Origin of the sequence: Rhodopirellula sp. UBA1907, assembly GCF_002337565.1 — a bacterium.
GTDB classification, from domain to species: Bacteria; Planctomycetota; Planctomycetia; order Pirellulales; family Pirellulaceae; genus Rhodopirellula; species Rhodopirellula europaea.
The window spans coordinates 67,499-80,707 of sequence record NZ_DDGH01000031.1; the positions used below are offsets into that span (position 1 = coordinate 67,499).

At 55.9% G+C, this 13,209-nt stretch carries 11 protein-coding genes; 4 read left to right on the forward strand and 7 right to left on the reverse strand.

Annotated elements, in window-relative coordinates:
* Positions 1-69: 69 nt before the first annotated feature.
* The 3 genes from B2R17_RS06845 to B2R17_RS06855 all read right to left on the reverse strand — a co-directional run bounded on the left by B2R17_RS06845 (position 70) and on the right by B2R17_RS06855 (position 6,108).
* Positions 70-2,376, reverse strand: a complete 2,307-nt coding sequence (locus tag B2R17_RS06845; protein WP_286763378.1) for a hypothetical protein — start codon at positions 2,374-2,376, stop codon at positions 70-72.
* A 503-nt stretch (positions 2,377-2,879) separates the two neighbouring features.
* Entirely contained in the window at positions 2,880-4,025 is a 1,146-nt protein-coding gene (locus B2R17_RS06850) for a sialidase family protein (protein ID WP_286763379.1), read from the reverse strand.
* 565 nt (positions 4,026-4,590) lie between these two features.
* A complete protein-coding gene (locus tag B2R17_RS06855; RefSeq protein WP_414707242.1) occupies positions 4,591-6,108 on the reverse strand; it encodes a deoxyribodipyrimidine photolyase in 1,518 nt (505 codons plus the stop codon).
* A 49-nt stretch (positions 6,109-6,157) separates the two neighbouring features.
* Between B2R17_RS06855 and B2R17_RS06860 the strand changes: the two genes are divergently transcribed.
* The 4 genes from B2R17_RS06860 (at position 6,158) to B2R17_RS06875 (ending at position 10,022) form a co-directional block, all read left to right on the forward strand.
* Entirely contained in the window at positions 6,158-7,519 is a 1,362-nt protein-coding gene (locus tag B2R17_RS06860; protein WP_414707243.1) for an A24 family peptidase, read from the forward strand.
* 33 nt (positions 7,520-7,552) lie between these two features.
* Positions 7,553-8,188 carry an RNA polymerase sigma factor gene (locus B2R17_RS06865; protein ID WP_008662209.1) on the forward strand — a complete coding sequence of 212 codons (636 nt, stop codon included), beginning with the start codon at positions 7,553-7,555 and terminating at the stop codon, positions 8,186-8,188.
* Positions 8,189-8,337: 149 nt separating this feature from the next.
* A complete protein-coding gene (locus tag B2R17_RS06870; protein ID WP_008662212.1) occupies positions 8,338-8,628 on the forward strand; it encodes a hypothetical protein in 291 nt (96 codons plus the stop codon).
* A gap of 218 nt (positions 8,629-8,846) precedes the next feature.
* A complete protein-coding gene (locus B2R17_RS06875; protein ID WP_286763381.1) occupies positions 8,847-10,022 on the forward strand; it encodes a BON domain-containing protein in 1,176 nt (391 codons plus the stop codon).
* Between the two features lie 246 nt (positions 10,023-10,268).
* Here the strand turns inward: B2R17_RS06875 and B2R17_RS06880 are convergent, their stop codons facing one another.
* The 4 genes from B2R17_RS06880 to B2R17_RS06895 form a co-directional block, all read right to left on the reverse strand.
* Positions 10,269-11,105 (reverse strand): hypothetical protein, encoded by an 837-nt coding sequence (locus B2R17_RS06880; protein WP_008669651.1) that lies wholly within the window; start codon positions 11,103-11,105, stop codon positions 10,269-10,271.
* 178 nt (positions 11,106-11,283) lie between these two features.
* Positions 11,284-12,537, reverse strand: coding sequence for an RNA polymerase sigma factor (locus B2R17_RS06885; RefSeq protein WP_008669652.1), 1,254 nt, complete (start codon positions 12,535-12,537; stop codon positions 11,284-11,286).
* Positions 12,534-12,893 (reverse strand): YciI family protein, encoded by a 360-nt coding sequence (locus tag B2R17_RS06890; RefSeq protein ID WP_233215802.1) that lies wholly within the window; start codon positions 12,891-12,893, stop codon positions 12,534-12,536. The genes B2R17_RS06885 and B2R17_RS06890 overlap by 4 nt, the downstream gene beginning before the upstream one ends.
* 113 nt (positions 12,894-13,006) lie before the next feature.
* The coding region (locus B2R17_RS06895; RefSeq protein WP_286763382.1) for a phosphatidylserine decarboxylase at positions 13,007-13,209 on the reverse strand (203 nt) is incomplete at its 5' end.

The following is a 13,209-nucleotide window of genomic DNA, read 5'->3' on the forward strand; positions in this document are numbered from 1 at the left end:
GGCTGGCGTCTGGGTTTCGCCCCGGATGGGGCCGTCATGCTTAGCTCGGGGCGGAAGCCCCGAGAGAACTTACTTTGCCGCCGGTTGTAGTGTCGGCACCTTGATCACGTACTGCGTGACGACCGAGTTGTCTTGCACGTACGTGGCATGAGTGTAAGAGGGAATCTGCCTTAGCAAATCAATCGCGATGGCGACCAGTTCTGCCGTTTCTTCCATGTTCGGCGTGTTGCTTGGCTCTGCATCCAAATCAGGTGGCCCTTGGTTGCGATTCATTTGCTTCACCATCGGCATCACATCCTTCATCCAAACTTGCGCGGCGTCCGCGAATTGCAGGAGATCGATGTGTCCGGCTGCGATCAACGGTCGGTTGAGATCGTTCAGCGGCGGAGGCAACTGGGGGGAGTTCGCGCGGACAAAGTTGGTGGCTTGTCCTTGAAACAAGGTGTAGACCGCCCAGTCAGAAGTGAGCGCCAATCCCGGTGAAAACTGAGGGTCGGCACCGAGCATTGGAACGCCCGGCACTTGCAGGTAGACGCCCCCGGGAATCGCTGTTTCGGTCGCCTCGGGCAACCCTTGTCCGGGAGGCAGGCCCATCAAGGGGCCAAACGACATGAACAGAGGATTGATCGTATCGAAATAGCGACGCCATGCGCGGCGATGCCGTTCAGCGCTCGTGAGTTCATAAACGAGGGCAGGGGCGGGGAACGGCAAGGCATCCGCGGACGGTGGGACGATGGGATGCCACTGTCGGCTTCGCTGCTCGAAGTCGAGCACAAAGGCTGCTTCCTTGCCCACCGACGGCAACAGATCGTCCTTCGTTGCCAAGAACAGTTCCGTGAGTCCGGCGGCAATCGCAGGGTCCATCTTGCTGGTCGGCGAGGCGTCCCCGGATTCGGCAGTGAGAGCCATGGCCTGTTCGGCTCGCTCTTGGATTCGATTCAACCATTTGTCCAGCGTCCCGTCGTCGTCCCAGTCCGCTGATGCACTGAACAGCGCCGGGTTCTCTCCGATGTGTTGCAACGATTTCAGGGGCTGAGCTTGGACGCGGATCGGATTGGTGTGATGGTGATATTGATAGCCAGCAATCCCACCCTTGAAAAAGAACGCAAACGTCAGTTCCTCGCCCAGGGGATTGTAAAGCCGGTTCAAATCCTCCATCAGCATCTCAACATCCTCATGGATGTTGGTCAGCAACGGTTGGTACGAAAGCGGATCCAGTTCGGAATCCGAAAGCATCTTCTCGGCGAAGGTTGGGATGAGTTGCAGGTACATAGACCATTGGGTGACCCAAGACGTTTGCTGTTTCAGCGTGCTGTTTTGATAGCCCACTCCCGAGCACGCTTTGCCGCGATTTTCTAGCAATGGCTGGAAGACATCGCGTCGGTAAAGAGGTCGCTCCACTTTGGCTGGGGCAACCATCTCAGGATCGTGACCCACCGATGCATACAAGTAACCGTCTGCAAACCCAATGCTGAGGACCACTGATTTACCCGCAGTACGCTCGCGGATCGTGGCGAATCGCTGTTCAAGTTTCGCGATCTCTTCAGGGTCGGCGTCGACGCTCATTCGCTGGATTGCCGCGTCCCACGGGTAGTCATCTCCGGTCAGTTGCATCACCCACCGTTCATCGACCTCGCCCACGTTTTGGTGATCCAGCGAATCCAGGATGTATTGGTTTTCGGCGTCGGAGAGTTGCAGCAACTCATTCCGGAACTTTGCTTCCAACATGTTCAGGAGTTCTCGGACGCGTTGCTGTTCCGTCGCTCCTGAGATTTTGGCACCTGCCACGATGCGAGGGATTTGCAGGCTGTCGAGGAAGTCCTCGTTCCCAGGGGAATTGAAGGAGTTGAAGGGCTCAAGTTCGTCTGAATTCGCGTCTGGATCCAGGCTGATCTCGGAGAGTTGCTCCGCCATCATTTGGTTGAAGGTGGCGTATTGCTCGGCGAGGCTCTGGTCGGCAAAGGTGAAGACTTCGCGAGAAGCCAAACTTGCAATCGTGGGCAGGTAGGCTTGCCCTTCTTCACCGCTCCAAAACTCATAGGAGGAGCGAACCCAGGCGGGTGTGTCGGCGCCATCGAGATCGTTTTGGATGTCCGACAGGATTTTGTCACGAGCATCCGCGATGCCCCGTTGAACCACTGGCATCGCAAGCAATCGTTGAACCGTCGTATTTTCAGCCACCGCATCCCACTTCAGGCGGTTGTTCGTCAACGCGTAGTAAAACGACGCGTCCTCTGAAGCGAACTGCAGGGATGGAGGCAATCCCGTTTGGACGGACGAAGCAGGAGATTGCGCGTGCGCAGCAGTGTCAGCGACGCCTATGAACAATGCGGCGACGGCGAGCAAGACGATGCGATCGTACTTCAGGTGAAGCATGTCGAATTACCTGGGAGGGGCATGGAGTACTTCGGCGGAAGAGCGGAATAGTAACTCAAAACCTTTGTCGCTGCAGATCACGACAGCGAAACATCGCGAGCGACCAAGTAGCCGACGGAGGCCCTCCGTCGGCAAGCAATCCCTCCGAAACGCCACAGACATCTGCTCGCTCATTGCATATGCTCGCTGGGGGAACCAATCGCTTGCTGCGATTGGTTGTGTTCATGCCGACTGAGAGCCTCAGTCGGCTACGGGGTTGCTGGGAGGATGAGCTCAATGATCGGTCTGGAATCTGCCTCGAATCCTCGGTAGTTAAACGCCACGAATGGTGGGCGGTACCGAGCGGACAAGTAGCCGACGGAGGCTCTACGTCGGCAAGCAACCCCTCAGAAACGCCACAGACATCTATTCGCCCATTGCCATGTGCTTGCTGGGAGACCAACCGCTTGCTGTGATTGGTTGTGTTCATGCCGACTGAGGGCCTCCGTCGGCTACGGTGGTGCTCATAGCTTGCTCGGGTCAACGACCGCGTGTTTGACGCCTTCCCGGTTGTACGTGTAGACCATGTTGAGCATCCCGTCGGAGGTTTGGATGATGGCTGGGTAGCTGTACTCACCGAAGTGACGGCGGCGATCGGCGTCCTTGGGGTGAGGTCCGGTTTCATTTTCCAATGTCAGGACAGGCTTCCACGTTTTGCCGTCGGACGAAATCGCCAAATTCAGAATCCGGCGAGGCTTCAAGTCCGGGGCGTCTTTCCGTCTCACCATGCCTTCGGAGTGGTTGTAGATCAAGACTTGTCGTCCGTCTTGAAGTGTCACCGCATCGGTGCCGGAGTTGGGATTGGGTAAGTCGGTGGCGGTGAGTGTGCTCCAGGTTTTTCCGCCGTCTTTGGACCAGCTTTCCACAATGCGTTTCTCTTTGCTGCGGCAAAGGATCTGCAGACGGTTGTCGGGATAGGTCAAGATACTGGGCTGAATCGCATGGAAGGAGTCGCCGGTCTGGATCGGTCCGATGACTTCCCAAGTCTTGCCGAGATCCTTGGTGACTTCGAAGTGGACTCGCCAGTGGGAAGATCCGTCCGCGTACTCGATTTCGGTGCTTGAGGGGCACAGAATCGTTCCGTCGGCGAGCTGAATCGGTTTGTTTTTGGCTGGTCCAAGGAGGTGTCCGATCGTGTGGGCTTCGCCCAGTTTGGTTGGCCAAGACCAGGTTTTGCCGCCGTCTTCGGACGTCGTCAGCATGCCCCACCAATGCCGTGGATTGGGGCCAACTTTGTAGAACAACATCAACGGGCCTTCGGTGGGCTGAAACAGCACTGGGTTCCAAGTGGGGTAGCGGAGCGTCGATGACTGGACACCATTGACGACCTCGACTGACTCGGTCCACTGGCCGTTTTCATTGCGAGAGACGCGGATGCCGACATCGGGGTCACGCTCCCGGGTGCCCGCGAACCAAGCCGCGACGAGACCGGTTGGTGTCTCGACGATGGTGGACGCATGACTCTCTTTGGTAGGCTTGTTGGCCAGGTCGAAGATCTGTTGCGACGAAACCAACGCACCATCACCCGCGACGGCGACAGCAGGAAGTTCTTCTGCTTGGATGGAAATGGTCAGGGTGAGTGCTAAGAAGACCGCAAGGGATACTTTCATGATGCTTCGGGAGTTTCAGGTGGATGCGCGACACGATGGAATTCAATGAGGTTGCCCCGGAAGAGCGAGCCTAATCTAACCGAAACCCGGAGCCCAATTTGGGGTGTCCGGCTTTCCAAGTAGCCGACGGAGGCTCTCCGTCGGCAAACGAGCCTCAGCCATGCCACCGGCATCTGTTCGTTCATCGCCATGTGTTTGCTGGGGGCCATCGCTTGTAGCGATGGTTGTGTTGATGCCGACTGAGAGCCTCAGTCGGCTACGAGGTGGCTGACAACGGTCACCGCTCCGCGGTTGTTGGATCCCTCCCAATACGCACAACCAGTCGCGGAGTGACGGCAGCCGAATGCCTTGGGGTTTCAACCCAAGGTCAACCTCAAGGGGCGAGTTGACTTCAAACTTGCAAGCGAGGACATCATTCGTAGGCCATGTTTTACATGGCATCTCGTCCGATGCTTTGGAACAAAGCGAGGCGTGCGACTCTCGTTGCGTTTCCACCAGAACCCACTTCGTACGGTCCAGCCAACTTGAGCAAGCGAAATAATGTTGAACGTCGAAGACCCCAACGTCATTCAGTTTTCGAAGCGAACCGCTGGAGGTACTTGCTGAGCTTAAGTTTCTTGCGGGTGCTGTCGCTGGTCATGTAGCGGACGCTGCCGAAGACGGGGCGTTTTGGGCCCCAGGCTCGGTCGGTGCGGCCGAGCACCCAAAGGATGCCGCAGTACGAGTTCGGATCGCGACCGTCCAAGCCGTACTTGTTGTTCAGGTGGATCATGAACTCGAGGGCTTCTTCGGGCGTTCTCGTCCAATGCAAAATCTTCTTGCCCCACAGCATTCGCATGTAGTTGTGCATCTCGCCGGTTTCCACCAGTTCACGCTGCGCCGCGTTCCAGATTTCGTCGTGCGTTTCGGCATTCTCAAACTCCTCCAGCGTGTAGAGATGGGGCCGCTCGTCATCACGCGTTTCGAACAACGTCTTCTTCGCCCAGTCCGGCAATGATTCCAGTGAGTCGTAGGTGTCTGGATTTTGGAAACTCCAATTGAAGCCGATCTCTCGCCATGTCAGCAGTTGATCGAGCAAGGCTTCCGCGTTTTCGCCGACGTTCCAAAAGCCATGGTTCTTGCCGTTGGGTTTCGAAGTCTGGTCGGCGGACCAGCCCTCATGTTCCAGCAACGAAGAAACCATTTCGTGCACCGAAATGTGACCGAAGTGAAGATGGGGGCTCAGGCCAGTCGTGGCGTGTTCATCGGGATGGTTGCGGTCGTCGTTGTACTGCGACAGCTTGGAGTCCAGGAATTCTTTCCAGCGACGAGAGCCTTCCACTGTTCCACCGGGCGTTGCTTTGGATGGACGAACCGAGTGATCGATCGGGATTTTCGACAAGCCATCTTCGCTGAGTAGCTTGTCCAGATTCGCGGCCGGCCATTTGGAGAGAACCTTCGACGGGAGCAATTTCTTGCGACGCTCGGCCATCGATTCGCCATCGGGGCAGGGGAGGGCAGGGCGGTCGTCCGGGGCCAACGGGTTGGCAAGTGGCAGATGTTCGAGAGCTGGCAGGATGTTCTTCTGCATGAACCGACGGTAACTGTGCGCGACCGTGTAAGTCTTCTCCGCCGCTCGCAGTGGGAGAACTCCGTTGGAATCGATCAATTCCAGACGGGCGGGCAATTTGTCTTTGACCGCGTCGATCATGTGGGGCAGGAAGAAGCACGGGTATTCGTCGGTGACGACCGTGCACGCGTTTTTGGCTAGCCGATGAAGCAGCGGGGAGCCGGCCCCTGGTTTTGGTTCGACGTACGGGTAGTAGACCACCGGCAGAGAGTCGGCGGCTGCCGCGTTGTCCCGCATGCCTTCGATGATGAATCGATGGATCCGGTCGCTGGCCCATTGGTAGCGAACTCGCAGGGGTTCGAAGATCAGCAGCGGTTTCTCGTATTCGAGTGCCCGGTCGATCGCATGTTGCAACGCGAAATTCCAGTGCAGCCGCCGTTGGGCGATCATCCAGTAGACGACGTAATCGCCCTCGTGTCGGGGCGGGTGGTCGTTGGCGAATTGATGCCGCTGGGGAGGGAGCGTGGAAGTCATGGCGATGGGAATTGGATGGGAGTCGTCAGTTCGGGGCTTGGCTAGTAGAGTGTGCGGACACGCCAAGGGCCATGCAATTTTGTCGCGACGACGCTCACCGTATCGAATTCTCGCTGTCTGCTTGCTGATCGGGTATCTGCTCGCATCGGCGGCCTATATGTGGTTGTCTGCGCTGTGGATCACGGGCTCGCACCCGCATTTTCGGGTGGTCGATTTGCTGGTGCCGCGAGCCAATGACGTGGTCATTTTTGCGTTTTTCCTGGTGGTCGGGGCCAGCGTCGGCAGCTTCTTGAATGTCGTCGTTTGGCGATTGCCTCAACGTTTGAATGTGAACGGCCATTCGTTTTGTCCGAGGTGTCGAAATCGGCTTCGGGCTCGTGACAATGTGCCGATCTTTGGTTGGCTGTGGTTGAGCGGGCGATGCCGAGATTGCCGGCTCCCGATCTCGTCTCGATACCCGATCGTCGAAACGTTGGTCGGGATCACGTTCGCTTTGGTCGGCTCGACCGAGTTGACGCGTTGGAGTCTGCCGTATTTCGGCGATTCCGTGCGGTCGAATTGGATGTCGACTCCGATCGTTGACGCAGATTTGTTGACATTGATCTTGTATCACGTCGTGGCGTTGGCAACCGCTTGGGCGATGGGGCTGATCCGCTTTGATGGAAACGCGTTGCCATCACGGTTGACGTTGTTCGCAGCGATAACTTTGCTCGGTGGGATGTTTGCGTTTCCGCAGGCGATGGTTGTTCCGTGGCAACTCGTTGGTGAGTCGATGCCGGCGGGCATTGGCACTTGGCCGCCGAGCGGGTGGATGACGACCGGTGCCGATTGGTCGGTGAGACTGGTGCAAATCGGATTGCGATTGTTAACGTCGCTCGTGGCGGCTGGCTTTTTTGCTCGAGTATTGGCGAAAAGCTTTTGCCCCTCGGCGGACATGAAAATGGATCCCCTTGGATCTTCAACCAAGCGATTGATTGATTTGATGATCCTGATTGCGGTGCCCTCGATCGTGGTGGGCTGGCAAGCGGTGATGGGGGTGATCTTGCTCGCGGCGATTTTTGCGAAGATTCTGGGCATGTGCGAATTCGCCCAATCGCGAGATTCACTGGGGCGTTTTGCCGTCAGTTTGCCGGTTGCCACAAGCGTGCAATTGTTGCTGTGGCGGGGTTTGGTGGCGTCCCAGGTCTGGCCCAGCGAGCAAGCATCGCAGGTTGGGTTGATTGTTTCGTTTTTCGGAGTTCTAACGATTCCGTTGTGGCTGGATGAAAACGGGGAATCGTTTCCTCCGATGGGCGATGAAAGTGGCAACGGCGGAGTCTCGGAGCAATTCGATGAGGACGTTCGAGAGGCTCAGGCATCCAGGAAAGACCCAGATGCTTTGCAACAGGGCGACTCGTTTGAGTTAAACTGATTACCCAGCGAACGATCATCAAGTTGAGGGGAAGTGGACGAAGCCAGCTCGAACCGAAACGAACGCACCCCGGCGAATCACGCGCCGACTGAAGAAGGGGCGTTGATCGAAGCGGCGCTGTCAGGTGACGCGTCGGCCTTTGAAGGCTTGGTGATCCGTCATCAAGACCGGCTGCATCACGCCATGATTCATGTCACCGGTTCGGTCCATGATGCCGAGGAAGTGACCCAAGAGGCCTTCATTCGGGCGTTCGTCAAACTGGACACGTTCCAGCAAAACAGCCAATTCTTTACCTGGTTGTATCGAGTCGCGTTCAATATCGCTTTGTCGCGAAAACGCCGTCAAAAGGTTCGGCTTTCGTTGGACCAGCAACGCGAGGAAATTGGCGAAGAAGTCGTTTGTGGTGGCGAGGCCGTCGATGCGAACATGATTCGTCAGGATGACGTTTCGTTGGTGCAATTGGCTCTGCAGCAACTCAGCGATGAGCACCGCAGCATTCTTGTCTTGCGAGAGATGAACGAATCTTCTTATGAGGAAATGGCTGAGATTTTGGAACTGTCCATCGGGACCGTTCGCAGCCGTTTGAATCGGGCTCGCAAGCAATTGCGATTGGCGATTGAACAGCTGCGAGAACCCGAGTCAGAATCCTCGGGCGAACCGAGCTCCTGAGCTGGTTGGCTAGGGAAGAGGTTTGTTGACCGGGCGATGTGGGACGGGGTGGAAGGCTCTAAAGCTTGGCCGAAGTATCAGCTTGTTCCGGCAGAAGGCACCTGACACCTATTTCCCGACCGTTCACTGCTCGGTCTTGGGGGACAACCATGGTCGATCCCACTCCGCACCCAAACGTTGGCAACCACCTCGATGTTGTGCACGACGTACGCGATCAGTCCAACGCGTCCGGTCCACCATCGGCTTCGGGACGTGACGGAACGCCGGGAAATCCGCGTCCATTCTTAGGCATTCAGTTCCGATGCTGCCAAACCTATGGTCGCATTTACCGCAACGATCAGCGGACCGCGTATCGCGGCGGATGCCCCAAATGTGGTGCGAGGATGGAGATTCCGATTGGCAGCGGCGGGACGAACAAACGATTTTTCTCGGCCGGTTGAATTTGGATTCAGCCCGTTTGCGTCGCGGTTTCTCTTTCGCCGTCGATCGTGGTGCGCGTCGATTTATCCACAAAATCGGAAAAAAACTGCCGTTCGGGCCTCGTTACAACCGAAACAGTCCATAGCACCGATCGGACCGGCTGTCGGCCGTTCCTTTTTGCCACGAGCACGGCGGTCGGTGAATGACACCTCACAAAGGACTGTAGGGAGGCATTTCCATGCGACGCAAATATTTTGGACTGGCGATGGCCGCGATTGCCACGCTGGGGCCTGCTCAGGCCTTTGGCGGTGATCGCGAGATCGCACAACAAGTCATGAAACGGCTCAAAGTCAGCCGTGATGCAGGCGAACTGAAGAACTTCAACCTCGACATGAAAGTCAACGACGGCGTGGTGTTGTTCCGCGGCACCGTCGATGGCTCGGAGCAACAAGACTTGGTCTTGGCCGCTTTGAAAGACGTCGATGGCGTTGTCAATGTTGTCAACGAACTCGAAGTTCTCGAAGCAAAAATTTACAAACCCAAAGCCGCTGCAATCGCAGCTGTCGAACCAGCTGAAGCGTTTGACTTCAAAGGTGCTTTGGAAACCGAAGCTCAAGAAGTTGTTCCTGGTGAAGTTGCACCCGTCGCCGGCGAAGAAGCCGCTGACTCGCAAACTCGCACCGTGGCCGCTTGGGAAAACGCTGGCGGAGAAGCCAACAGCGACGAAGCGATCACGCAATCGGTCGCCGCCGCTTTGGGCAAAGCTCAGTCAGTTGGTCACTTGAAAGACTTCGGCGTCGATGTCAACGCATACGACGGCATCGTTGAAATCACCGGCGAAGCCGCATCGGCATCGCAACGTGAGTTGATCGCTGAAATCGCTCGTCACGCTCCTGGAGCACGCGGCGTTCGCGATCTGATGACCGTGAAGGCTGGATCGAACCCAGGCTTGGTTGCAACACCTGCTTCGCACCGCACCGGTGGACTGCAGCCATTGCCACCCGCCAATCGCGGTCAGGTCCAAGCTCGTCCCGTCTCTTACGGACAAGCTGGCGGGCAGATGATCAACGGCGAAATGGTTGTTCCCGGCAGCATGGTGACTCACGGAGGTGGCATGCAAGCCGCACCCGCACCAATGGCTCAGGCACCTGTCATGGGACAACCCGTTCCAATGGCTCCCGCCGCACCCGTCGGAGCACCTCGCTACGATTCGCCAAACCTGCCGAACTACGCATGGCCTGGCTACGCAGCGTATCCAAACTACGCCGCACTGTCGTACCCACAACAGTACAGCCCATCGGCTTTCCCATACATCGGACCTTTCTACCCCTACCCACAAGTTCCTTTGGGATGGCGTAAAGTGTCGCTCGAATGGGACGACGGCTGGTGGTTCTTGGACTTCACTGACAAGTAAAACAGTCAAGTCGTCCAGCCAAGTGATCCAATGGATTACCTGACAGAAACGATTCAACGAAAAACCCTCGCAAGTTTCCTTGCGAGGGTTTTTTCGTGCTTGAAGTGCAGCAGTACTGCAGCGAAATCGCAACGTTGAATCGGGGAGCGATTTGCGAACTGTTGATCCAATTGAGTTTGGCGAAACAACAATTAGCGGTTTGGTGTTGGTTGAGAAGGTCTTGTATGTGCGTTCCTGCTAACCTGCTTAAAAACGATTCATAATGGCGACAGCGGAGTATGGTTTCCTCTTTTTGTCTCGCTCCCTGATTTCCACCACCAGTGTGTTGCCAAGCAAGTAACCACTTGCTTGGACGGCCGTGAAATGGCCACGAAGACACTTGGACATCGTGAACGAAACTTGGAAGCCTTCGCGTTTGCCAATCGCTTTGAATCGCCAGTTTCCTCGCACACCTTTGTTGTCATCGATCGTAGCTTCGAAAGCCCCCGTGCTCGAAACGCTGTCGACTACCAGATGCCAAGGGACGCTTCGGCCAGTTTGGTTTGTTTTGGTACCGCGGAACTTTGTTTGTTCCGAGAGTGGCTCAATTTTGAGGAGTCGCCGCTCCATAGCACTGCGGATTCCAAGAATCTGCTGCAGTCGGGCTAACTCATTTCGCCGCGAATAAGAATCAATTTCGGTCGCGAACGCACGCTGGATGGGTGAGTAAGCATTTGAAAGTTCTTTCAGATACTCCAGTTGCAGTTCAATACAGGAGCCATCGTCAGGGAATTGGCTGGTTAATTCAAAGGTGACCTTTGCCTTTGCCAGGTTGAGTTTCAGCTCTGAGCTGTCCGCTGATCGTGACGCTGCCACGATGACTTGATCAAACCGACGAAGCATCTGCTCATCCAGTTTGCCCTTTCGTTCTTCAAATTTCTCGACGAGTCGGTCCAGCTTGTCACCGAACTCGTTGGCATGAACCATTCGATTGAGAAAGGGGGCCAACGCCAAAATGGCTAGCAGCATCCAGCAGAGTGACTGGCACTGTGAGCGGAAGCTGTTTGAGTGCAAACCGATCAAACGAGTTCGGTGCCACGACATGGGAATGACTTGAATTTGGAGTCAGAGACATGAAAGCGAGCTCATTTTCGGAAAACGCTCTCGCTACTGATTGGTTGTCAAACAACACAATGATTTAAAGTCATCATATCAAAAGGCGTTCCTGATGCGCTTTCTGTCAATTTTATTTGATAGGTCTGGCGATGCGGCTTCGGGGCCATTATGTCCGGTGAAGTTTTTGCAGTTTGGTTTCGATCAGGTGCTTTTCGTGGTCGGCTTTGGCTTTGGATAACGCAATCAGATAGGTGTCGATTGCTTTCGCCGTGTCGTCATCCAGTTCATGCACTCGAGCGATCGCGCAATCGAGCAGCAAATACGTTTGCAATGCACCGGATTGCCGAAGCACTTGAAGCTCTCGCATTGCTTCGTTGGTTTGGCCCGCTTGAGCCCATGCGATGGCACGATTGAGTTTGTAGATGGGCGATGGATGGATCTCGAGCAGCCGACTATAGAAGCCCGCAATCATCTCCCAATCGGTTGCTTCGACACTGTTGGCGATGCAGTGCTGCATCGCGATGGCTGCTTCCCAGTGATAGGTCGTGGGCGTGTCAGTTTTCGAACGAGCCAGTTCGTGTTGCGCGATGGTGATCAGTCGCCGATCCCACTTTGAACGGTCTTGGTCCTCCAGAAGAACCACGGTTCCTTGTTGGTCGGTTCGAGATTCCAAACGAGCGGCTTGAAACAACATCAACGCTAGCAGAGCTTTTGTGGCGGGCGAGTCGTGTTCGCTCTCGCTCAGCAAATGACATAACCTTGCTGCTTCTTCACAAATGTCGTCGCGGATCGGCTGGAACCCTTGTGAGGTGCTGTGTCCCTCGTTGAACATCAGATACAGCACATCGTGAACGACGCCGCGACGCTGCGCGATTTCGTCAGGGCAGGGCAGTTCCACCGCAACGTTGGCTTCCCCGAGTGAACGTTTGGCACGAGTGATTCGTTTTCTGATCGTTTCGATCGGCAGCAACAATCCGCCAGCGATCTCGGCGTGCCCAAAGCCACAAAGCGTTTTCAACGTCAGCGCAATTTGCGTTTCACGGTTCAGTGTTGGGTGACAGCAAACAAACATCATCCGCAGCAAGCTGTCCGGCAATTGCTCTTCGCTCAGCCACTCTTCCACGGTGTTCTCTTGGACGTCCAGCGTTGGTCCCGCCAATGAAATCGCTTGGGCCAACGTCTTTTCACGGCGCAAGGCATCCAGGATTCGGTTCTTGGCTGCACGATGGATCCATGCACTTGGGTTGTCGGGCACTCCGCCTTGCTTCCATGCGTTCATGGCTTCCAACATGGCAACCTGAACCATGTCTTCGATCAAGTCGATTCGACGGATCCCGAAGGCACGAGTCAGCACCGCTATCAAATGGGCGGACTCGTGCCGAAAGAAGTGTTCGACCAAATGGCCGCTCGAGTCGGTCATGCTTCTTCGGGCTGGCCCACATTCGCCAATTCGCGAACTTCGACGGCGCCTTTGTGATGGATGATTGGTGACGTTTTGGCCAGTTCCACTGCGGCGGCGAGGTTCTCGGCTTGGACCATCGAATAGCCACCAACCAGCTCTTTGGACTCGGTGAACGGCCCGTCGGTAACCGACAGATCGGCATGGACGGTCGCGCCTTCGGGTTTCAGTCCGTCGCCACCATCAATCAACCAACCTGCTTTCATCCCGTCTTGGATCCAGTCCATCCATAGTTGCATGACTTTTTGCATCTCGTCCGGAGAAGCATTTTCCATTTCGTCGCAACCGCCACGATAAACAAACATGAATTTCGGCATCGGTGTTCTTTCAAACGAAGGTTTTGGGTTCGACAGTGGCAGCATAGCCACGTCATCTAAGAGGGTGACGAACCAAGAACACGGATCGGGACATCAAAATTGAAAATTTCGGCTCATCCGGCGTCGTCGGGGCGGTTCCCCAAGTGGTCGCCCATGCGAGCGTAGAGTTCGCGGTGTTGGCGTGAGTTTTCGATGAGGTCCGCATCGAACTGAATGCGGCCGGGTTCGAACAGGACCATGGTGGAGGAGCCGCCAAACCGGAAGTAGCCTTTTTCGTCGCCCTTTGAAATGGCTTGGCCGGGGGAGTAGGTTTGTT

What these genes read in the sequence shown, in the direction of transcription:
- B2R17_RS06875 (WP_286763381.1), top strand. Translation starts at nt 8,847, where the DNA reads ATGCGACGCAAATATTTTGGACTGGCGATGGCCGCGATTGCCACGCTG.
- B2R17_RS06845 (WP_286763378.1), bottom strand. Translation starts at nt 2,376, where the DNA reads ATGCTTCACCTGAAGTACGATCGCATCGTCTTGCTCGCCGTCGCCGCA.
- B2R17_RS06870 (WP_008662212.1), top strand. Translation starts at nt 8,338, where the DNA reads ATGGTCGATCCCACTCCGCACCCAAACGTTGGCAACCACCTCGATGTT.
- B2R17_RS06850 (WP_286763379.1), bottom strand. Translation starts at nt 4,025, where the DNA reads ATGAAAGTATCCCTTGCGGTCTTCTTAGCACTCACCCTGACCATTTCC.
- B2R17_RS06880 (WP_008669651.1), bottom strand. Translation starts at nt 11,105, where the DNA reads ATGTCGTGGCACCGAACTCGTTTGATCGGTTTGCACTCAAACAGCTTC.
- B2R17_RS06885 (WP_008669652.1), bottom strand. Translation starts at nt 12,537, where the DNA reads ATGACCGACTCGAGCGGCCATTTGGTCGAACACTTCTTTCGGCACGAG.
- B2R17_RS06890 (WP_233215802.1), bottom strand. Translation starts at nt 12,893, where the DNA reads ATGCCGAAATTCATGTTTGTTTATCGTGGCGGTTGCGACGAAATGGAA.
- B2R17_RS06855 (WP_414707242.1), bottom strand. Translation starts at nt 6,108, where the DNA reads ATGACTTCCACGCTCCCTCCCCAGCGGCATCAATTCGCCAACGACCAC.